Source organism: Bartonella tribocorum, assembly GCF_002777915.1.
Lineage (GTDB): Bacteria > Pseudomonadota > Alphaproteobacteria > Rhizobiales > Rhizobiaceae > Bartonella > Bartonella tribocorum_A.
In genome coordinates, this window is the sequence record NZ_NJGE01000002.1 from 69,466 (window position 1) to 91,299 (window position 21,834).

At 38.1% G+C, this 21,834-nt stretch carries 13 protein-coding genes; 3 read left to right on the forward strand and 10 right to left on the reverse strand.

Annotated elements, in window-relative coordinates:
• Window positions 1-757: 757 nt before the first annotated feature.
• Window positions 758-2,152: a TrkH family potassium uptake protein gene (locus CER18_RS01265; protein WP_100128305.1), complete on the reverse strand. Its 1,395-nt coding sequence runs from the start codon at window positions 2,150-2,152 to the stop codon at window positions 758-760.
• Window positions 2,153-2,461: 309 nt separating this feature from the next.
• On the opposite strand from CER18_RS01265, the gene trxB reads away from it, so the two are divergent.
• A complete protein-coding gene (trxB, locus tag CER18_RS01270; protein WP_100128306.1) occupies window positions 2,462-3,421 on the forward strand; it encodes a thioredoxin-disulfide reductase in 960 nt (319 codons plus the stop codon).
• 39 nt (window positions 3,422-3,460) lie between these two features.
• Entirely contained in the window at window positions 3,461-4,366 is a 906-nt protein-coding gene (locus tag CER18_RS01275; RefSeq protein WP_100128307.1) for a LysR family transcriptional regulator, read from the forward strand.
• Between the two features lie 2,115 nt (window positions 4,367-6,481).
• On the opposite strand, the gene CER18_RS01285 is transcribed toward CER18_RS01275, so the two are convergent.
• The 3 genes from CER18_RS01285 to carB form a co-directional block, all read right to left on the reverse strand.
• Complete coding sequence (locus CER18_RS01285; RefSeq protein WP_100128309.1) at window positions 6,482-7,684, reverse strand: pyridoxal phosphate-dependent aminotransferase; 1,203 nt, start codon at window positions 7,682-7,684, stop codon at window positions 6,482-6,484.
• A 323-nt stretch (window positions 7,685-8,007) separates the two neighbouring features.
• Window positions 8,008-8,217: a cold-shock protein gene (locus CER18_RS01290; RefSeq protein ID WP_100128310.1), complete on the reverse strand. Its 210-nt coding sequence runs from the start codon at window positions 8,215-8,217 to the stop codon at window positions 8,008-8,010.
• 268 nt (window positions 8,218-8,485) lie between these two features.
• Complete coding sequence (gene carB, locus CER18_RS01295) at window positions 8,486-11,971, reverse strand: carbamoyl-phosphate synthase large subunit (protein WP_100128311.1); 3,486 nt, start codon at window positions 11,969-11,971, stop codon at window positions 8,486-8,488.
• A gap of 716 nt (window positions 11,972-12,687) precedes the next feature.
• On the opposite strand from carB, the gene CER18_RS01300 reads away from it, so the two are divergent.
• Window positions 12,688-13,233, forward strand: a complete 546-nt coding sequence (locus CER18_RS01300) for a methylated-DNA--[protein]-cysteine S-methyltransferase (RefSeq protein WP_100128312.1) — start codon at window positions 12,688-12,690, stop codon at window positions 13,231-13,233.
• Here the strand turns inward: CER18_RS01300 and CER18_RS01305 are convergent.
• The 6 genes from CER18_RS01305 to CER18_RS01330 form a co-directional block, all read right to left on the reverse strand.
• Window positions 13,220-15,541, reverse strand: coding sequence for a PAS domain-containing sensor histidine kinase (locus CER18_RS01305; protein ID WP_100128313.1), 2,322 nt, complete (start codon window positions 15,539-15,541; stop codon window positions 13,220-13,222). The genes CER18_RS01300 and CER18_RS01305 overlap by 14 nt on opposite strands.
• 288 nt (window positions 15,542-15,829) lie before the next feature.
• Window positions 15,830-18,457, reverse strand: a complete 2,628-nt coding sequence (gene pepN / locus CER18_RS01310) for an aminopeptidase N (protein ID WP_100128314.1) — start codon at window positions 18,455-18,457, stop codon at window positions 15,830-15,832.
• Between the two features lie 69 nt (window positions 18,458-18,526).
• Entirely contained in the window at window positions 18,527-19,366 is an 840-nt protein-coding gene (locus tag CER18_RS01315; RefSeq protein ID WP_100128315.1) for a uracil-DNA glycosylase, read from the reverse strand.
• Between the two features lie 339 nt (window positions 19,367-19,705).
• Window positions 19,706-20,464 (reverse strand): hydroxymethylpyrimidine/phosphomethylpyrimidine kinase, encoded by a 759-nt coding sequence (locus tag CER18_RS01320; protein WP_100128316.1) that lies wholly within the window; start codon window positions 20,462-20,464, stop codon window positions 19,706-19,708.
• Window positions 20,455-21,060, reverse strand: a complete 606-nt coding sequence (locus CER18_RS01325; protein ID WP_100128317.1) for a thiamine phosphate synthase — start codon at window positions 21,058-21,060, stop codon at window positions 20,455-20,457. The genes CER18_RS01320 and CER18_RS01325 overlap by 10 nt, the downstream gene beginning before the upstream one ends.
• Entirely contained in the window at window positions 21,060-21,830 is a 771-nt protein-coding gene (locus CER18_RS01330) for a thiazole synthase (protein ID WP_100128318.1), read from the reverse strand. Before CER18_RS01330 ends, CER18_RS01325 begins: the two co-directional genes overlap by 1 nt.
• Between the last annotated feature and the right edge of the window lie 4 nt (window positions 21,831-21,834).

Sequence of the window (21,834 nt, forward strand, 5' to 3'; positions counted from 1 at the left end):
ATTTATGCACTATCTTAAAGGTGTTGTTCTGATATTGTTCGTTTTGTAAGACTTAAATAGATAGCAAAAAAATGCTTTCTTATCTTAAAAAAGAAAATGACGGTATCACTATGGATAAAATAGTCATACATATTTTCAATAAATTCATAATAAGATAGGTCTAAGATCAATATATTGATTCATATGGATAATTTACCTCTTCAATTTGAATAAGATTTTCTCATGTCAAATTTGTTGATATTAAATCAATGAGAACTATCTTTTTGCATATCACAATTGGAAGATGGCATATGGTGGATAAAAACTATTGAAGATAAGGTGTAAAGAGATTTCTTATAAATTATCTGAAATACAGGCTGTATAACATTAATAGAAAGAAAATAGTATGGTGGTGCTATTTATATCTTATTTTGTGGTACCGACTTGCAGCTTGTGATTGAAGTAAAAGTAATAATGCTTGTTTTATAATTTTCATGAAGACTGTGGTGTAATGGGGGTGAAGAGCATTGTGAGATGTTTTTTTAACAAGCTTGTAATAAATGGCATGTGTTTATAAGGCGATGACTTATTAGAAAAAAACATTTTTATCAGCAAATATTCATATTTTTTCATGAGAGATTATTTGTAAAAAAGGATGTTCTATGTATCCATTTTATTTGAAACTTTAGGAAACCTTCAGTCGATTGATTGAAGATTGAATATTATTTTGCATATTGTTCACGCCTTTTTATCATGGTAAAATACAATGCTCTATGCATTAGAATTGTTCACGCCAGAAAGCGGGAATAAAGAGGACGAATATTGTTATGATTTCAAGACGTCCAGCTAACATGAGAAAACTTAAAATCCATAAAGCATTATCATTGATTGTAGAAAAATTACCAACGGGACCAATAATATCTCCAAAGCCTGGGCCAACATTTGAAAGTGCTGTTAAGACGCCCGTAAAGGCAGAGGTGAAGTCAAGACCGGTTGTCAGCAAAAATGCAGTGCCGATAACAAGGCAGAACATATAAAGACAAACAAAAAACAAAACGGCTTGAGCAACATCATTTGATATATTTGAGTGATCGTAGCGCGCCTTTACAACGACATTAGGAGAAAGAAGTTTTTCTATATTTGTTTGTGTAATACGCCAAAGAATAATGAGGCGATTGATTTTTATACCACCAGAAGTAGAACCAGCACATCCACCTGTAAAAGAAACAATGAAGAAAATTCCAAGCGCAAATGGTCCCCAAAGTTGATAATCTTCAGCGCTGTAACCTGTGGTGCTAATAATGGATGAAAGGTGAAAAATGACATCAAGGAAAATCAAGTGGAAAGCGCGATGATCATGAAACCGTAGCCATGCTGCTAAAGCAAAGCTGAAAAGGAGAACGATGTGGAGAAAAACAATCACTTGTGGATCAAGGAAGCGTTTGGAGTGTCCAGGAAGGACTAATTTAACATAAAGTACGAAGGGCAAAGCAGAAAGCAACATGAAGATTGTTGAAATAATTAAGATGGCTGGTGTATCAGAAAAATAGCCAAAAGAAGCATCATGTGTTGAAAAACCAGCTGTTGCTACTGTACTCATCGCATGGTTAATGGCATCAAATAAATTCATACCCGCAGCGAAATAAGAAAGCATACAAGCCAATGTAAGTCCAACATAAGCGATGATAATTCCGTTAGCAATTTGATTGATGCGAGGCAATATTTTCTCAGATTTATCCGATGATTCCATATGAAAAAGGCGTACGCCACCCACACGCAGTGAAGGCAAAAGCAAGAGAGCTAAACCAATAAAACCAATACCCCCAATCCAGCATATAATAGAACGCCATAACAAAATACTTCGCGATAAATGATCAAGACCAGAAAGGACTGTAGAGCCTGTTGTTGTAATTCCAGAGACAGATTCAAAAATGGCTCCTGCTAGAGAAATGGGAAGAGGGGAAAGATAAAGAGGTAAGGCACCTACGATACTTCCTGTAAGCCACAGACAAACAGTAAGCATAAAGCCAAGCCGTGCTGAAAAACGACAAGTAGCCCCCTTCGTTGCTAAAAGAATCAGCGTCGCTAACATGGTGGTTATGGCACAAGAATAGAGAAAGGTTATCCAATTATGGTTGTTGTCGTGCAAATCCACAAAAATTGGCAAAAGCATCGCTCCTCCCATGATTAACGCAAAACGTGCACAGACATTGATAATAAACTGAAAAATGACCGTTCCCTATCTTTGTATCTTTTTTTATTATGGTTTTGTGCTCATAAGAATTTACGTTTTTCTTTTTATAGGATAAAGATTAATTCTTAACATCAGCATGCCTTGATGAATTGGTCATCAGACCTTTTCATAAAACTTAAAAAGAAGTGTATATAACATAATTGAGACTATTGAAAAATATTTTTTTAAAAGACTACGTTCCGTTATAATTTATAGAATTATTAAGTTGTAAAAAATGAAGGGGATTGAATGGTACAATCGCATATTCGTCTGCTGATTATCGGTTCAGGTCCGGCTGGTTATACAGCGGCGGTCTATGCGGCACGAGCAATGCTCCAGCCGGTTTTAGTGACAGGCTTACAGCAGGGTGGACAATTGACAATTACAACGGATGTCGAAAATTATCCAGGTTTTGCTGACCCCATTCAAGGACCATGGTTGATGGAACAAATGGCAAAACAAGCTGAGAATATGGGGACAAAAATTATCTATGATACGATTACAAAGACAGATTTATTAAAGTATCCTTTTGTCTTATATGGGGATTCAGGAACCCAATATTCTTGTGATGCACTGATTGTTGCAACAGGAGCCAAAGCGCGCTGGCTTGGTTTAGAAAGTGAACAGACCTTTATGGGTGGTGGTGTTTCTGCTTGCGCTACATGTGATGGTTTTTTTTACCGAGATAAGGATGTTATTGTTGTAGGAGGAGGAAATACAGCTGTTGAAGAGGCCCTTTATTTATCGCATATAGCAAAAAGTGTAAGCGTGGTTCATCGGAGAGAACAGTTTCGGGCAGAGAAAATTTTGCAAGATAGGTTGCTTGCTTGTAATAATGTACGTGTTCTTTGGAATCATGTAGTCGAAGAAATTATAGGGCTTCCAGCTCAGGGGGCAAGGGGAGCTGTTGTAACAGGGGCACGTTTGAAAAATGTTAAAACAGGTTATGAGATGAAAGTGGAAGCAGAGGGAATATTTATTGCCATTGGGCATGATCCTGCTGTTTCTTTATTTGAAGGACAACTGAAACAAAAACAAAGCGGCTATTTATGGACAGCACCGGATTCAACAGCAACAAGCATTGCTGGTGTTTTTGCTGCGGGGGATGTAACAGATGAAACATTTCGCCAAGCTGTAACAGCCGCGGGAAGGGGATGTATGGCAGCATTAGAAGCAGAACGGTTTTTAGATCTATCTAAGCGTTCATAATTCATTGAGAATAGAGAGAATCTAGAGGTAGAATTAATTGTGGCGCCACCGTTGGATTGGGATAAGTTAAGGGTTTTTCATGCAGCAGCAGAAGCGGGATCTTTTACGCATGCTGCCCAAAAGCTTCATTTATCCCAATCAGCAGTTTCACGACAGGTCTCGGCTTTAGAACAAGAAGTTGGGGTATCTTTATTCCAGCGTCATGCGCGTGGTTTGATTCTTACACAACAGGGAGAAACTCTTTATCGTACAGCGCATGATGTTTTGATGAAGCTTGAAAGTGTACGTTTGCAATTGAGTGAAAGCTATGCAAAACCAACGGGGCATTTACGTGTGACTTCAACCTTTGGAATGGGGGCTGGGTGGATTGCAGAGCGTATGCCAGAATTTCTTAGTCTTTATCCTGATATGCAGGTTCAGCTTTTGCTTTCCGATGAAGAGCTTGATTTGACGATGTGCCATGCAGATTGTGCTGTTCGTCTCCATCAACCCCAGCAACCCGACCTTATACAAAGAAAATTATTTACAATTCATATGCATGTTTATGCTTCGGAAAAGTATATTGCAAATTATGGAAAACCTGAAAAATTGTCTGAGCTCGATGAGCATCGTATTATTTCGTTTGGTGAACCGGTTCCCCCTTATTTGTCGGGTTTAAATTGGTTGGAAAAAGCTGGTAGAAGTGATGGATCATTGCGCGTTTCGGTCCTACAAATCAACAATATCATCTCAATCAAGAATGCGCTTATGCGTGATCTTGGGATTGCTGTACTGCCTGATTATATTGTCAACAATAATGAGCACTTGGTACGTCTTTTTCCTGATATGGTTGATATTCCTTCTTTTGATACCTTTTTTTGTTATCCCTATAATTTAAAGAATTTGGCAAGGTTGAATGCTTTTAGAGATTATATTTTTTTAAAAGCGCGTCAGTGGTCTTTTTAATATTCATTGCTTTAATTTATAAGAAATAATTAGTCGTTTTGACTTTAAGACTCTCGTAATATTCTTTCGTTTCAAATTTTCCCATATTGAATCAATCAAAATCACTTGCTTGTACGTCACAAGTGGGGGGAACATGTAGATAAAAATTGTACAAGAAAGCCATGCCTCTTTTGAACGGTCTCAAGTGCCAAGGGCCGTTGAAATATTTTAGGGCTAGCAAAGAGTGGGAAGTGCTGTCTTGCTCCTTTGCATGCGGAGGGAAATGGCTTTATCATTATAACATTTACAGGGCGCTATCGCGAGATAGGATGGATGCCTTAGAGATATCCCTTAAAAAAGTGCATGAGTATGCAATGCAATAATGATCTGTATTTACATGAAGGTTATGACCGCATTAAAGAATGCGATAAACAAAAGCGTGAGGCAATAAGCAATTTCTGTTACTTAAAGAATATTTCTCTAGAGACTTTTGAAAGCTGACTAGCATATAAAAGCTAATACAGCTCGTAAAGCGCTGAACCATCTTAAGATTTATTTCAAACATGCTGTGGAGCGTTAGATTTGGATGTTGATCTATAAGTAGCAAAATAAGCACGGACTTTCTTAAGTAAACAACTCTATAAAACTCAAAACATACCGGCAATGGATTGGGGAAATATTTCGACTTTTTACAAAATACTTTGCCAAATAACAGCCGTAACCACAACTGATTTTGCGTTTACTTATTCTTACAGGGGGCGACATTCTTTTCCCTTATGTCATATTCATAAAAATCAGATTTGAAGGTGAATATCTCTATCATCCTTGATTTGAGAATATGAAAGATCGATTGTATAACAAAATTTCGCGTGCCTTTATCATGAGAGGTATTAGAAATTTTAAAACAAGCGTGTCTGCCATCTCACAAAGACTTTTTTGTTAGAGCTTGTGGTCACTTTGCTGATAGTTGTACATCAAAGTATATGAGAAAAATAAACTTAAAGCTTATTTGCATGGGTTTTACTCTAGTTGACAGAATTGGCTTGCTGAAACAACCGATGCTCCTTATGAGGTCGCTGAAAGCATTCTAGGTCATACGGGAGAAGGCGTTTGTGTGAATAAATACTCTTGCAGAAAAGGATAAAATATTTTTTATAAATGCGTCCAAATGTGAAGGCTATTATAACATAGAAAATTGGACAATGGTACGAGGGTAACCTCTTTTTATTTAATTCAAGGAGAGTGGTCCAAGATTGAGAAAAAATTAAAGCTATGTGTTTATTGCATAGCAGATACGCTTAAGTCTTTATTGTGCTTCTGCTTATAAAATGACATACAACACTATCTCTTGATTATGTTGCCTCCCATTGCATTTTCTTGAGTGTTCCCTTACGAAGATCTGACAGATTGATTTTATCTCTGGAGATTTTCTAAATTTGCCGGGCATTTGTCCGGCTTTTTTTTATTCCTAAAAGAGTGCCTATAAACTGCAATACATGGGAAGATTGATAAAGAAAAGATTTCAAAATTTATGGATATCCAATAAATTTTTTAAGGATACTAAAGCTCAACGATAAATTTGAGAGAGATTTATTCTGTGGTACCATAAAAACTCTGTCTTTATGGGCGTGCTGTAAAGCATGTAACACTTTATAGATGAAGTGTTTTTTATGAGAGTATGAGGGCGAATATTGAGGGATTGTTCATAAAATTTATAAAGTCAATTAAGTGATTAATAGCGAAAACTTAAGAGAAATTAAACTATTTACACAACGGAGAGGGAGAGACACTTCTTCATTTTCAGGCAAAAAGGAAGCCCCATAAATAGAAAAGGTTTAATTGTAAAGGCAGTTTAATTATAAGGGCGATTGTTTTAAAAGTACGAAGTTTTTCTTAGTGTTATAAATTGGATAGAGAAAAGCTAAACAGGTTTTTCATCTTTCATAACAATAGACTGATTTATTTATTTAATCGCTGTTTTTTGATCTTTATATCTACAGCTTCTATTTTTTATTATGTTTATTCATGAATACCTTTGCTGAATCGATAGGTTCTATTTTTAATATAGCTTTCGGTATTTTATTAGATAGATTGACATTGGGCAAAAAATAATCGCAAGAGATGATGTTAAAAACTTTAAATTAAACTGTTGCAAAAGCGTTGGATACGTGTGCAAGCTTCTTCAAGTAATTTTCCTGATGTTGCGTAAGAAATACGAAAAGTTGATCCAAGTCCAAAAGCAGACCCTTGGACGACAGCAACAGCTTCTGTTTCTAGAAGTGCCAGAGCAAAGTCTTCATCATTCCGAATGCATTGGCCATTCGGTGTTTTCTTGCCAATAAGTCCTGCGCAAGAAGGATAAACATAAAAAGCACCTTCGGGTGTTGGACAATGAATACCGGGAGTTTGGTTTAGCATGGCAACAACAAGATCACGGCGTGCTTGAAAAATACTTTTATTTTTAACAATAAAGTCTTGAGGCCCGTTGAGTGCTTCAACAGCAGCCCATTGTGAAATAACACTCGTGCCAGATGTTTGCTGTCCTTGAATGATATCCATAGCTTTAATGAGTTCTTGTGGACCACCTGCATAACCGATTCTCCAGCCCGTCATTGCATAGGCTTTGGAAACGCCATTCATTGTGAGTGTACGCTCATAAAGCGTTGGTTCTACTTGAGCGGGAGTCACAAAGGTAAAATCCTCATACGTGAGATGTTCATATATATCATCGGAAAGGATATAGATATGAGGATATTTTACTAAAACATCCGTGAGTTTTTTCAATTCATCATGTGTATAAGCGGCTCCCGATGGATTTGAAGGAGAGTTAAAGATAAACCATTTTGTTTTGGGGGTAATAGCAGCTTCTAGCTCTTGTGGTTGGAGTTTATAAGAAAATTCCGCTTTTGTTTCTAAAAAGACAGGTGTACCCTCGTTAAGCGCGACCATTTCTGGATAACTCACCCAATAAGGCGATGGAATGATGACTTCATCTCCTTTATTCAACGTTGCCATCAAAGCATTAAAGAGAATTTGTTTTCCACCGGTCCCAACAATAATTTGTTCTGGTTGGTAAAGAAGGTTATTTTCTCTTTTAAACTTTGCAGAAATTGCTTGACGTAATTCTGGAATTCCAGATATAGGAGGATATTTTGTTTCTCCCCTTCGAATGGCTTCAATGGCTGCGTTTTTGATGTTGTCTGGGGTATCAAAGTCTGGTTCTCCAGCACTCAAAGCAATAACATTGCGCCCTAATGCTTTTAAGTGACGGGCTTTTTGGGAAGCAGCAATTGTTGCAGAAGGTTTGATACGAGACAGCTTGTCGGCGATAAAAGCCATAATTTAAAATCCTTGTATTATATCAATAAATAGTTATTGCTTTAAAGATATTCTATAAGAGATTATATTGTATGCAATAAAAAACTTCTAAAATACTCTGACACGGTTTTTTATAGTGCTGTTTTTTGAGAATTTTAACAAGGAATTCTTCTTTTAAGGATTATAAAAGTTTTAGAAGAAGAATAGGAATATCTTGATAAATTGTGCAAAATAGAAAAGCAGTATTTTCTTTTATTAAGGCCAATTTTGTTTTCTACAAAATAAAAAAAATCCTCGTCGTTATAGACGAAGATTTTTAAATAAAATATTGCAGAATTTAAACTTTAAAGAGCTGCAAGGTTGCCAGCGGCAAATTTTCCTGAACGACGATCTTGAAGAACATCATAAGAAATTTTTTGTCCTTCATTAAGGTTGCTTAGACCAGAACGTTCAACGGCAGAAATGTGTACAAACACATCTGCACTGCCATCACTAGGCTGAATGAATCCGAAACCTTTTGTTGTGTTAAACCACTTAACTGTTCCTGTAGACATAGGAAACTCCTTAGATATATAATTATATTGTGTACTGAAGCTATAATTCTTCAATACGGTTGTAGATCGAAATTAGGTGGGAGAGGTTTCGTCAAAAGTGCAGAGTGCACAGGAAAGAAAGTCACGTAACCGAAAATTCGATAAAACTCATATAGGAGCCTTTAGAATAAAAAGCAAGCTTTAATTGCTATTAAAGCTTGTTTTTTACACAAAGAAAAAATTGAGAAAGAGTATCAAAAAGCGTATGCTTTTCCATATAGCAAGAAATTCAATTGAAATAACTTTGTAGTGAACGTACTTCAAGGCGCTTTTTTTTGAGTGCTTTGATTGCTTCTACGACGGCTTTAGCACCCGCTATTGTTGTATAATAGGGGACATTTTGCATGAGTGCTGCATAGCGTAATGATTTGGAGTCTGAGATGGCACTGGCTGTGCTGGTTGTATTAAAAATCAATTGAATTTGACGATTACGAATAGCATCTTCAATATGGGGATGTCCTTCTAAAACTTTGTTGATTTTTTTTGCCTCAATATGATGTTCGGTAAGAAACTTTTGTGTTCCACTTGTGGCAACAACAGAAAAGCCAAGCTCTTTTAAACGTTTTACAGGATTTAAGATGCGTTTTTTATCTTCATCTCTTACAGAAACGAATAAAGTTCCCTCCTTAGGGAGTTTTACACCAGCTCCAAGTTGGGCTTTAGCAAAAGCAAGCGCAAACTCATAGTCAATTCCCATAACTTCACCGGTTGAGCGCATTTCTGGACCAAGAAGCGTATCAACACCTGAAAAACGGGCAAAAGGAAACACGGCTTCTTTAACGGCAATATGTTGCTTTTTCTGAGAAGAAGGCAATCCACTATAAGCTTGAAGAGCATTGTGCAGCGTTTCTCCTGCCATAATACGTGCAGCCATTTTAGCAATAGGGCGACCAATTGTTTTTGCAACAAATGGAACCGTCCGTGAAGCTCGGGGATTGACTTCTAAGACATAAACTGTTTCATCTTTAACGGCATATTGTACATTCATCAAGCCACGAACATGAAGTGCTTGCGCTAATGCTTTGGTTTGGCGCTCTAATTCAGCGACTATGCTATGGGAGAGTGTATGGACTGGTAAAGAACATGCTGAATCACCGGAGTGGATCCCTGCTTCTTCAATATGTTCCATAATCCCAACGATCAGTGTTTCTTTTCCATCACAGAGACAGTCAACGTCTACTTCAATGGCTTCTGTTAGATAGGTATCAAAGAGAAGCGGATTTTTACCAAGCAATATATTGATTTGTCCTGTTTTATCGTTTGGATAACGGGCTTTGATATCTTCTGAAATTAATTCAGGAACACTTTCAAGTAAATAATTTTGCAAGCTTCGCTCGTCACGAATAATTTGCATAGCACGTCCTCCTAAAACATAAGAGGGACGTACAACCAATGGGAAGCCTAGTTCATGGGCGATAAGGCGTGCTTGTTCGATAGAGTGGGCAATTCCATTTTTAGGTTGTGTTAAATTAAGTTTAAATAACAGTTTTTGAAAGCGATCTCTATCTTCTGCTAAATCGATAGCGTCAGGTGAAGTCCCTAAGATGGGAATGTTGTGTTTTTCAAGAGCGCTTGCCAATTTCAATGGTGTTTGTCCGCCAAATTGAACGATGACTCCAACGAGTTCGCCTTTTTCTTGTTCTGTTTCTAAAATAGCGATAACATCTTCTGTTGTTAAAGATTCAAAATAAAGACGATCAGAGGTATCATAGTCAGTTGAAACGGTTTCAGGATTGCAGTTAATCATAATTGCTTCAAAGCCTGCATCACGCAGTGCAAAAGCCGCGTGGCAGCAACAGTAATCAAATTCAATCCCTTGCCCAATGCGGTTTGGACCACCACCTAGAATAGCAATTTTTTTGCGTTCAGAAACATGTGCTTCAGAGTGTTCTACGCCGGTAAAGGGGACTTCATATGTTGAATACATATAGGCTGTAGGAGAAGAAAATTCAGCAGCACAAGTATCAATCCGTTTAAAGACTTGTTTAACATTCAGTGATTTACGCAAAGCGGCGATATCATCGGGTTCTTGTCCGGTAAGGGTGGCTAATCGCGCATCTGAAAATCCCATAGCTTTTAACATACGTAAGTTATCTGCATCTTGGGGTAAGCCATGGATGCGGATACGCTGCTCCATTTCAATGATGGAGGCTATTTGTTCTAAAAACCACGGATCAATTTTGCTGATTTGGTGAATTTCATTTAAGGGTAAGCCTGCACGCATGGCTTGAGCAATATAGCGCAGACGATCAGGGCTTGGGATGGCAATGGCTGAGCGTATAGAACTTTTTTCATCACCTTCAGCATGTTCTGGGATGACAATTTCATCAAGACCAGTAAGTCCTGTTTCAAGTCCACGGAGTGCTTTTTGTAATGACTCTTGAAAAGTACGTCCAATGGCCATGACCTCTCCTACAGATTTCATCGCAGTCGTCAGAACAGGTGATGACCCAGGAAATTTTTCGAAAGCAAAACGAGGAATTTTTGTCACAATATAGTCAATAGAAGGCTCAAATGATGCTGGTATTGCACCACCTGTGATATCATTTTTTAATTCATCAAGTGTATAGCCAACGGCTAGTTTTGCTGCTATCTTGGCAATGGGAAAACCTGTTGCTTTTGAAGCAAGCGCTGAAGAGCGAGAAACGCGCGGATTCATTTCAATAACAATGAGACGCCCATTTTCAGGATTGACAGCAAACTGTACATTGGATCCTCCCGTTTCAACACCAATTTCACGCAAGACAGCAATCGAAGCATTGCGCATACATTGGTATTCTTTATCGGTTAAGGTGAGGGCAGGGGCTACGGTGATCGAATCACCGGTATGAACTCCCATAGGATCAATATTTTCAATAGAACAAACGATGATACAGTTGTCGTTCTTATCACGAACAACTTCCATCTCATATTCTTTCCACCCTAAAACACTTTCTTCAATGAGAACTTCTGTTGTAGGAGAAGCTTCAAGCCCCCGTTCAATAATTTCATAAAATTCAGAGCGGTTATACGCGATTCCACCGCCAGTCCCACCAAGGGTAAAAGAAGGACGAATAATAGCTGGAAGCCCAACAACATCAAGCGCTTGGACTGCTTTTGCTGTTGCATGGGCAATATAATGTTGTTTGCGATCAGCTTCGGTCTGTCGCCAGGTGCGTTCAAGTTCTTCGAGGGCTTTGTCAAGGGCTGCACCAGAAAGTTTTTCTTTAAGTTCAGCACGCGTTTTTGCATGTTGTCGGCGATTTTCTTCTTTCAGTTCTGTCGCATTGGCTAACATAGATCGCGGTGTTTCCAAACCGATTTTTGCCATCGCTTGGCGAAATAAAGCACGATCTTCCGCTTTATCAATAGCTTCGGCATTGGCCCCTATCATTTCAACATGATAGCGGTCTAAAATACCCATACGCTTTAATGATAAAGCAGTATTGAGAGCAGTTTGTCCTCCCATCGTGGGTAAAAGGGCATCGGGGCGTTCATGGGCAATAATTTTGGCAACGATTTCAGGCGTAATGGGCTCTATATAAGTTGCATCCGCTAGATCTGGATCTGTCATAATCGTGGCAGGATTAGAATTGACCAAAATAATTCTGTATCCTTCTTCTTTTAACGCTTTACAAGCTTGTGTGCCTGAATAATCAAATTCGCATGCCTGACCAATGATAATAGGTCCTGCTCCGATGATAAGAATGGATTTTATATCTGTGCGTTTGGGCATGGCTTTTTCCTATGACAAATATCCGTGTACGATTGTGGCAAGAAAAATATTTAAGTTCTGAGGCTACAGTTATTTTATAAGTTAAGTGACAAAGAAAGTAAGCACTAAAATACCTTTTCCATGCTTTTTTTCATAAAATTAAAGATAAATTTCTTTTTTAGGTTGAGTGACCTTATCAGTATATCAAAAAGATAACCTTTGATGAGAAAATGAGAGTGCTCCGAAGAGCAAGAATATTCAAGCATTCCTAGGGAATAAAACATGAACCATTATTTATAGTTCGATAGAGTTTCGTAACATGAAATGGAAAACTTATTGTGTTATTTCGTAAAATATTGCTGTTTAGAGGGCGATATGGGGCACGCAAATTTATACATGAGGTGTTTTTTGTTAGAATGTGTGATAAAATTCAATCTAGGATTTATCATAAGAGTTTATGAAGTGAACCATAGTTGAAGTGGTTGAAGTTGAAAACTGTGAGAGAAGAGGCTAGATTGTTGATAGAGCGGCGCTGGTCGAAGTCTTGACTTTTAAAAGGTAGGAAGAAAGCCAATCTCCGTATGATGCCATTCCATAAAATAGTGAGAGTGTATTTTAGTACAATAACGAAGAAGATAATTTCAGGATAATCATGTTTGGATTTAAAAGATAGTAAATACTCTCTCTTTATTTTATAGATAATGTTCAAAACTTCTTTAATTATAGAGAAAGTTAAAATGCTGAACATTTCCCAAAAGAGAATATTCTGTCTTAAAGATGTATCCATAGGAAAGCTTTTGGTGGGAAAATCTCAAAAAGGGATTTTTCATATCGCCTTAGGAGATACGACAGAGCAATTGTTACAGGAGTTCATGGTACGATTTGGTGATGCACAACAAGTTGTGGGTGACAATGTATTTAAGAGAGAAGTTGCTCATATTATAGCCATGATAGAAACGCCTAAGTTGGTAAAGAAATATAATTTTCCCTTAGATATAAATGGTACAGTTTTTCAACGAAAAGTATGGGCGGCATTATGTAGTATACCACGTGGTGAAACAATTTCATATGAGGAATTAGCGTGCCGTGTGGGTATGCCGAATGCTTTTCGTGCCGTTGCTCATGCCTGTGCACGTAATGAATTGGCTGTCATCATTCCTTGTCATCGTGTTGTGCGTAAAAATGGTTTTATTTCAGGGTATCGTTGGGGCGTTAAACGGAAACAGATTTTGCTACAACGGGAACAAAATGAGGAAATTAAAAACAAATTTAATTTTGCGTGATGGGCATTATAATCGTTACCGTTGTTCCTTTCATTTCTTTTGAAGTAATTTCAAGTTTCCCTTTGTGTAGTTCTAATAAGGAGCGTGAAATAGCTAGTCCAAGACCTGAGCCCGTATGGGATTTAGTAAGCTGATTTTCAACTTGTTCAAAAGGCTGCCCAAGTTTTTTGATGGCTGATTGCGGAATACCAACACCTGTATCTGTAATTTTAAAAATAAGGTTATTTTTTTTCTTGAAAGCGCAAACATTAATATTTCCACCAGAAGGCGTAAATTTAACGGCATTAGAGATGAGATTAAGGAAAATCTGCTTCATTGCACGCCCATCAACTTCAGCATGAAGTTCTGGGGTGATATTTGTTGTAACAGCAATATTTTTTTCTTGAGCCTGAGGCGTTAGTGTTCGTACTGCTTCACTAATGATGGGTTCAAGATCGGTGTTTTTACAATCAAGTGTAAATCGTCCAGCTTCGATTTTTGACATATCAAGGATATCATTGATAAGGGTTAGAAGATGGGTCCCTGAATTGTAAATATCATGCATATATTCCTTATAACGTTGTGAACCAAGGGGGCCAAAAGTTGATTGTAACATGATATCTGAAAAGCCGAGAATAGCATTCAAAGGTGTGCGCAATTCATGAGACATATTGGCTAAAAATTCTGATTTAGCCTTATTAGCACTTTCGGCACGCTCTTTTTCTGCTTTCAGACTTTTATTAAGTTTTTCAACTTCTGTTGCACGTTGTTGAGCACTTCCTCTTGTGCGTTTGAGTTCTTGAATAAAAGAAAAAAGACGTCTTTCACTGTCTTCAAATTTTTCCTGTTGCTGTTTAAGCTCAGAAATATCAGTACCAATACAAACCAATCCTCCATCTTGGGTTCGCCGTTCATTAATTTTAAGCCAACAACCATCTGCTGTTTGGCGAATACTGGTTAAGTTACCGGCACCATCATCTTTGAGGGGATATTCACTGAGTGCAGGGCGGGCCATGGCTTCGACGGTTGCACGTTGGATCCCTGATTGTAGAATTTGTTTAGGAATAGCGGCATATTCGCAAAATTTGCTGTTAGACATGACTAAACGTTCTTCAGCATCCCACAAGACAAAAGATTCTGAAATATTTTCAATCGCATCACGGATGCGAAGGTCAGCTTGAGCTGTTTGTTCAGCCAATTGTTGCTGTTCACTAATGTCGAAAGAAATACCAACCAAATGGGGTTCTTCTTCTTCAGTAATTTCGGCACGAAATCGCATCCATACATAATGACCATCAGCATGACGCATGGGAATATTGATATCGATATGTTTTTTTTTGCCTCCCATTAATTCTTGAGCAAGGTCAAAAAAATTGGCATCATTGGGATTGATAATGGCGCTAATTTGGGAAATTGAGAGCAATGCATCTTGAGGGACATAGCCAAGCATTTCGTACATTGCTCGTGACCAATAGACGCGTCCACTTGCCATATTCCAATCCCATAATCCACAACGCCCCCGCATCATTGCCATATCAATACGGTTTTGAATTTTTTCTGAAACAAGATCTGTCTTACGGACTCGTAAAAGTTGATTATAATAAGCATAAAGAAGAACAAGAATAATACTGCTCGTTCCAATGAAGAGGGCTATATTAAGCGAAAAAAATTTGCGCCATTTTATAGCGCTATCTTGCATCTTTTCGCTAATGAATACGCCATATTGCCCATTTTCCGTTTGGTGAAATGAAGCAAGAGCAGGAGTGTCCTTGCCTATTGTGATTTTCATAATTCCAGCGCGTTGTCCAAGAGATTGTAAAGCAATGCTGTCAGAGATAAAATCTTGCAAAGGTTTTCCTAAGACGATCTCTGAACTGGATGAAGCCAAGACATGGCCTTTTTGATCAACAATGGCGATTAGAGCGCTGGGATTAATAAAATCTTGATTGCGAAAAGTGGCGAGAATATCTTGTAAATGACTATGAGAAAGGGTAGAGACTTTTCCTTTCTGAGAAACAGCCAATAAGTCACGATCAATTGTATTGGTAATATGAGAAGCTAAGAGCGTGAGGGTAGAACGCGTGCTTTTATCAATTGTATTGCGCCAATCATGGATTGATACAAAACGAATTACCGCAAGGACAATAAGAAATGCAACAATGAAAAATGGCAGTGAGCGTCGTAACCAAGGTTCAATAAAAAGAAGTTTTTGATAGTCAGAGCCAGAAAACAGATGAATAGATTTTGTCTGCGCTTTATGACTTTGAGCGCTCGATTTTGAATCAGCATATATCTCCGTTGGCGCATTATATGCGTCCAATTTAGTCATCTCTTGTTCCTTTAATTACGGAATAATGTGATTTAAAAACTGCTTCGATCTTCATGAGTAAACCCCATGAGAGCGCAGTGAATCAAAACAGGAGTCTTCTGTCCAGTCTTTTTTTTAAAAAAAAGTATTTTACTTTTATGAATGTGGAATATGAAAAGGAAAAGGTATTTGAAACATGACCGATAAACAGGTTTAGAGTGCCTGTTTATCGGTTTAGTGATGATCGAGATGTTTATAGAATTTATTTCAAAAATATTATAGTATATTGATTTAAAATATTTTTTTGTTTCAAGTGAGCAGACGATTGATGATATCAGCAACATCACTTGATAATTTTGGTGCAGAAGCAATTGTTTTTAATTCCGTTTCAAGTTTTTGTTGCCGAATGGGTTCTAATTGTCGCCAAGAGCGCATCATTGTTAATAATCGGGAAGCAAGCTGTGGATTTTTTTTGTCAATTTCCAAAATGATTTGGCAAAGAAAATGATAAGATGCTCCATCCGTCCTGTTGAAGCCTGTGGGGTTGTGAGATGCAAAGACACCGATCAAAGACTGTACACGGTTAGGATTATCCTTTGAAAATAGCGGGTGTTGCATGAGCTTTTGAACATTCTCAAGTGTTTCTGCACCAGCAACCATTGCTTGAACCGAAAACCATTTATCCATGACCAAAGGGTCATGCCGATAGCGGTTTTCAAAATCATTTAAAGCATTTTGTGCCTGCTTACTTTCATTAAAACGCTTTACGAGAACAGCAATACTTGCCATTCGGTCAGTCATATTATCAGCTGTTGCATATTGTGTCGCCGCACGATTTGGATTGTTCTCAGCAATGGAAAGATAATCCAGTATGATATTCTTTAATGCTCGTTTTCCTGCTTGTACAGTGTTTGGTGAATAGGGCTCTAGGGTTTGCATCTGCTCATAGAATTTTGTTAAGAGCTCTTGATGGGTTTGTGCAAGTGAAGCTAAAAACTGATTGCGGACATAATGAATACGATCTGGGTCAATATTTGTACCGATTGTATGCGCAAGCTCAACTTCACTAGGTAAATTTAAACAGAAGGCACGAAATTCAGGCTCTAAGTTTTCATCTGTTATGATTGTTTCAATGAGCTTTAGCAAAGCAGAAGGGAGTGTTGCTTTTGTCTGTGTTTTATCTTGAATGCTTTGAGTCAAAGCTTGCACCATTAAATGGTTAAGAGATTGCCAGCGATTGATGTGATTGTCATCATGTTGTGCAAGAAAAATAAGTTCACTTTCATTGAATGGCGTGTGTAGAATGATTGGCGCAGAAAAATCTCGCAGCAGTGATAAAACGGGTTTTTCACGAAGCCCCTTCAATGTAAAGGTTTGGCTTTCCTTGGATAAAAGCATAATGTCTGATTGAATACCTGTTTCCGCTTCATAAGCAAGGCTTTCTCCATGAGATCCTAACAAGCCAAATACGATAGGGATAAGCATGGGCTTTTTTGTGTTTTGTTGTGGGGTGGCAGGAATATGTTGCTTTGCATGAATTGTTAAAACACCATTGCTGTAATGACTATCGATTTCTATATTGGGGGTTCCAGCTTGTTCATACCACAGCATGAATTGAGAGAGGTCTTGACCAGACACTTCAGCAAAACAAGAGATAAAATCTTCAATTGTACAAGCTTGTCCATCATAACGTTGAAAATAAAGATCAGTACCTTTACGAAACAGAGAGGGACCTAAAATAGTCCGTATCATGCGAACAACTTCAGCACCTTTTTCATAAACAGTTGTGGTGTAAAAATTATTAATTTGGCTATATTGACGAGGGCGAACAGGATGAGCGAGAGGTCCGGCATCTTCGGCAAATTGCGTTGCTTTTAATGTTTTTACATCTTTAATTCGCTGTAGGCTTCGTACATTTTGATCTGATGAAAATTCCTGATCACGATAAACAGTGAAGCCTTCTTTTAAACAGAGCTGAAACCAATCGCGACAGGTAATACGATTACCGCTCCAGTTATGGAAATATTCATGGGCAATGACACGTTCAACATTTCTATAGTCCTGATCGGTTGCTGTTTCAGGATCAACAAGAACATATTTATCATTAAAAACGTTAAGTCCTTTGTTTTCCATTGCGCCCATGTTAAAGTCGGAAACAGCAACAATATTGAAAACATCAAGATCATATTCACGCCCGAAACATTGTTCATCCCAACGTATGGAACGTTTGAGAGCATCCATTGCATAAGCAGCGCGTTTAGTTTTTCCTTTTTCTACATAAATACCAAGCTTGATACGTCGTCCAGATACAGTTGTAAAATGGTCTTCTAACTTATCAAGATCACCACCTACTAAAGCAAAGAGATAGGATGGTTTAGGATAAGGATCTTCCCAAATGGCAAAATGGCGATTATTCTCTAAAGTTCCTGTTTCCACGAGATTACCGTTTGAAAGCAAGATTGGGACTGTTTGGGAGTCTGCTTCAATTTTCACTTTATAGGTAGAAAGAACATCTGGGCGGTCGTAAAAATAAGTCATACGACGAAACCCTTCCGATTCACATTGTGTGCAATAAACACCATTTGAAAGATAAAGCCCCATAAGTTGGCGGTTGCTTTCAGGATTCACTTCCGTAACCAATTTTAATGTAAAAGGAACCGCTGGTGGCGTTGTAATTTCTAAACGTGAAGGCGTGACTTTATAAGTGTTTGGGGCTAATGTCTCACCATTAATCGCAACAGAAATTAAAGTAAGATCATCTCCAGAAAGTACAAGAGGTGTGAATTCTTTTGTATTGTGACGGGGTTCAATGGACAATAGGGCGGTAACATAGGTTTTTGTGGGTGCCAATTGGAAAGAAAGTTGTGTTTTGGGGATAGTGTAAGGGGTTGGTTGGTAGTCTTCCAAACGATAAATAGATGTTGTTGGCTGTTCCATAGTTTTCCCATTCATATTTTAAGAGTTAAAGAAAGTGTTTAATTTCAGAAGCAAGATAGGATTAAAGAATTACAAAAGACTATCGAGGCGATTTTTTACTTCTAAGAAGTCTATCCATGTAAGCTTCTTTTGACTAGGGGTTCTAAGAAGGTAGGCAGGGTGGAAAGTTGGCATAACAGGTATTTTTATATTATCCTCACTTTCATAAATATGCCATTTCCCTCGTGTTCGGATAATCCCACTTTGAGATCCGGTCAGAAACTGTGCAGCAACGCCTCCCAGTGCTATAAGCACACGAGGACGCGCTAAATAAATGTGTCGTTCAATAAAAGGGCGGCACAAGGCAACTTCTCTTGGTGTTGGTGTCCGATTTCCTGGTGGACGCCAAGGAATAGTGTTGGCGATATACACATTATCTCTTGTTAAGCCAATTGATGCGAGAATTTTATTCAGTAACATCCCTGCTTTTCCTACAAAAGGAATGCCTTGTATATCCTCTTCTCGTCCTGGGGCTTCGCCTATGAGCATCAGGGGACTTCCTGCTGTTCCATCTGAAAAACAGGTGTTTTTGGCTGTCAATTTTAATGAACAGCCATTAAATGCAAGAAGAGCAGATTTTAATTCATCAAGTGTTTGGGCTCTTTTTGCGCTCTCTATAGCTTCAGGTTCGTTTTGTATAGCCTTAGAGTTATACAGCGGCTGATGATCTAATTTTACGGTTGAAGATGTTGAGGGGAATGTTTGTTGATGACGAGAAACGTTCACAACAGATGTTAATTTTTTCTCTGAACAAACAGATTGCTTAAAACGATCAATAGGTAAATCTTCCAAGACAGCATCCGCACCACTTTCTTTATAAAAGTTTAAGAGTTCTTCATAGGAAATTGAGCACGGCGTTTGATTTAACATTTTATTTTTTCTAATGACCTAAAAACTATAGATCAAACAAAATTATCCTTCAAGTTTTATAAATATGTTTGTTCATGCATAAAAACGCTAACAGCATTTCCTCTTTTCACAAAAAAAGACAAATCTTAAAATGCGAATGTTTGCGATTATATACATCTTTAAATGTACAATCTGTTTAAATTGCGCTATTTAAACAAACTAGTTTTTTCAAGGTAAAAGAATTCTCTACGGAACGCAAGTGGTATGAATGACATATTTCTCTTTATGATTTTTATTTAAAAATACTATTTATTTTGGATAAAAATACATAAATATTACTTTGATATAAGTGAGTATTATTTAAAAACTGTTTTTACAATTATTTAAAAGCAAGGTGTGGGTATATGCTTTTGCTTTTTTTACAGCTGAAATAAGAGATTCATTGAGTGCCAAATGGGCTGCAATAGCACTTGAGAGAATGCACCCTGTGCCACGCATTGTTCCTTTTAAACGTGGAGCAGAAATATTGATGACTTCCATTTTGTCAATGAAGCTATCAATGGCAAGAGGCCCCTCTGCATGCCCGCCTTTTACTAAAATAGCACGAGCGCCCAATGACAAAAGTTTTTTTGCTTGTTGTACTGCCTCTTCATGGTGAGATGCCAGTGGGGTTTGGCTAAGAAGAGCAAGTTCATCTCTATTGGGTGTTAAAAGAGTAACATATGGGAGAAGCTGATTGTTCATAATTTCTATGATTTCTTCTGTCGTTAGTTTTCCTCCTGATGAAGCAATCAGTACAGGGTCAAGAATAACTGGAATATGGGGATAATCTTTAAGCACATTACAAATTGCTGCTATAATTTCTTGATTTCCTGTCATGCCAATTTTTATTGCATTGACGGAATGAGCCTCTAAAGCGTTACGCATTTGCGCGGCGATAAGTTTCTCATTCATGGGCACGATTTCAGCGACGTGATGATCATCTTGTACATTCACACAAGTGATCGCTAAACTTGCTTTGATGTGAAAATATGCAGCTGTTTCTATATCACGAACAATACCAGCGCCTCCTGTTGGATCAGTGCCTGCAACAATGAGAATAGAGGGTGTCAACGCCATGGTTGGGTCACCTTGAGCCATTGTTCTACCCGCTCTTCGGGTTTTTTATGGAGGATAATGTCGGTGACAACAGCCGCGCTATTAGCTCCTGCTTTCAAAACATCTATTGCGCGTTCTGGGTTTAAACCACCAATGCCAACAAAAGGTAAAGTACCAATCCATTTTCTCCATTGTTTGATTTTTTCTAAGCCTTGAGGTTGCCATTTCATTTTTTTTAAGATTGTTGGATAAATAGGTCCAAGAGCAATATAGTCAGGATGAACAGAGAGTGCGATATCTAATTCATGTTCATCATGGGTGCTAAGACCAAATCTTATATCATTTCTACGTATTGCAGGAAGATCTGCATTGCTTAGATCTTCTTGTCCAAGGTGAATAAAATTGCATTTTTCATCAATGGCTATGCTCCAATGATCATTAATAATTAATTGTGCTCCCCATTGATCACAAATGTTTTTTGCGCGCTTGATATGTTGCCTAATTGTTTGAAGGTCTTCGTTTTTCATACGCAATTGTATGAGTTTGACACCAAGAGGAACCAAGCGTTCAATCCAATCAGCATTGTCAACGATGAGGTAAAATGGATCCAGTTTCATCAAAATACCGCTTTACCAATAACGGGCGTTGAAGGAACTGCTACATTGCGTGCTTCGAGAATACCTGCTTTATATCCCATACGCCCTGCCTGAATAGCTTTAGAAAATGCTTCAGCCATTAAAACAGGATTACCTGCTTTAGCAACGGCGGTGTTAAGAAGCACTGCGTCATAACCCAGTTCCATAGCAACAGCCGCATGGGATGGACGCCCAATGCCAGCATCAATAACAAGAGTAACATCAGGAAGGTAAGCACGGATAGAACGCAGCCCATCGGTATGATGAGGACCTTTTGCTGATCCAATAGGGGCACACCAAGGCATAATGACACGGCAACCAACATCGAGAAGCTTTTCAGCAACAATGAGATCATCGGTTGTATAGGCAAAGATTTTGAAATCTTCACTGTTTAAAATTTTTGCTGCTTCAATTAAAGAAAAAACATTGGGTTGTAAGGTATCTGAATTACCGATAATTTCGAGTTTAATCCAAGAGGTTTTAAAGAGATCTCGTGCTAAATGGGCTGTGGTCACCGCTTCTTTAACAGTGTAACAACCAGCGGTGTTGGGAAGTATCGTTATATCAAGCTCTTGAAGGAATTGCCAAAACTGCCTTCCTTGTTTTTCACCAGCACTTTCTCGGCGTAATGAAACGGTTATAATTTCTGTATTCGATTTATAAATGGCATCACGCAGAATTGCAGGGGAAGGGTATTGTGCTGTACCTAACATAAGACGGGATGAGAATTCGCGTCCATAAAGATTCAACATGAAT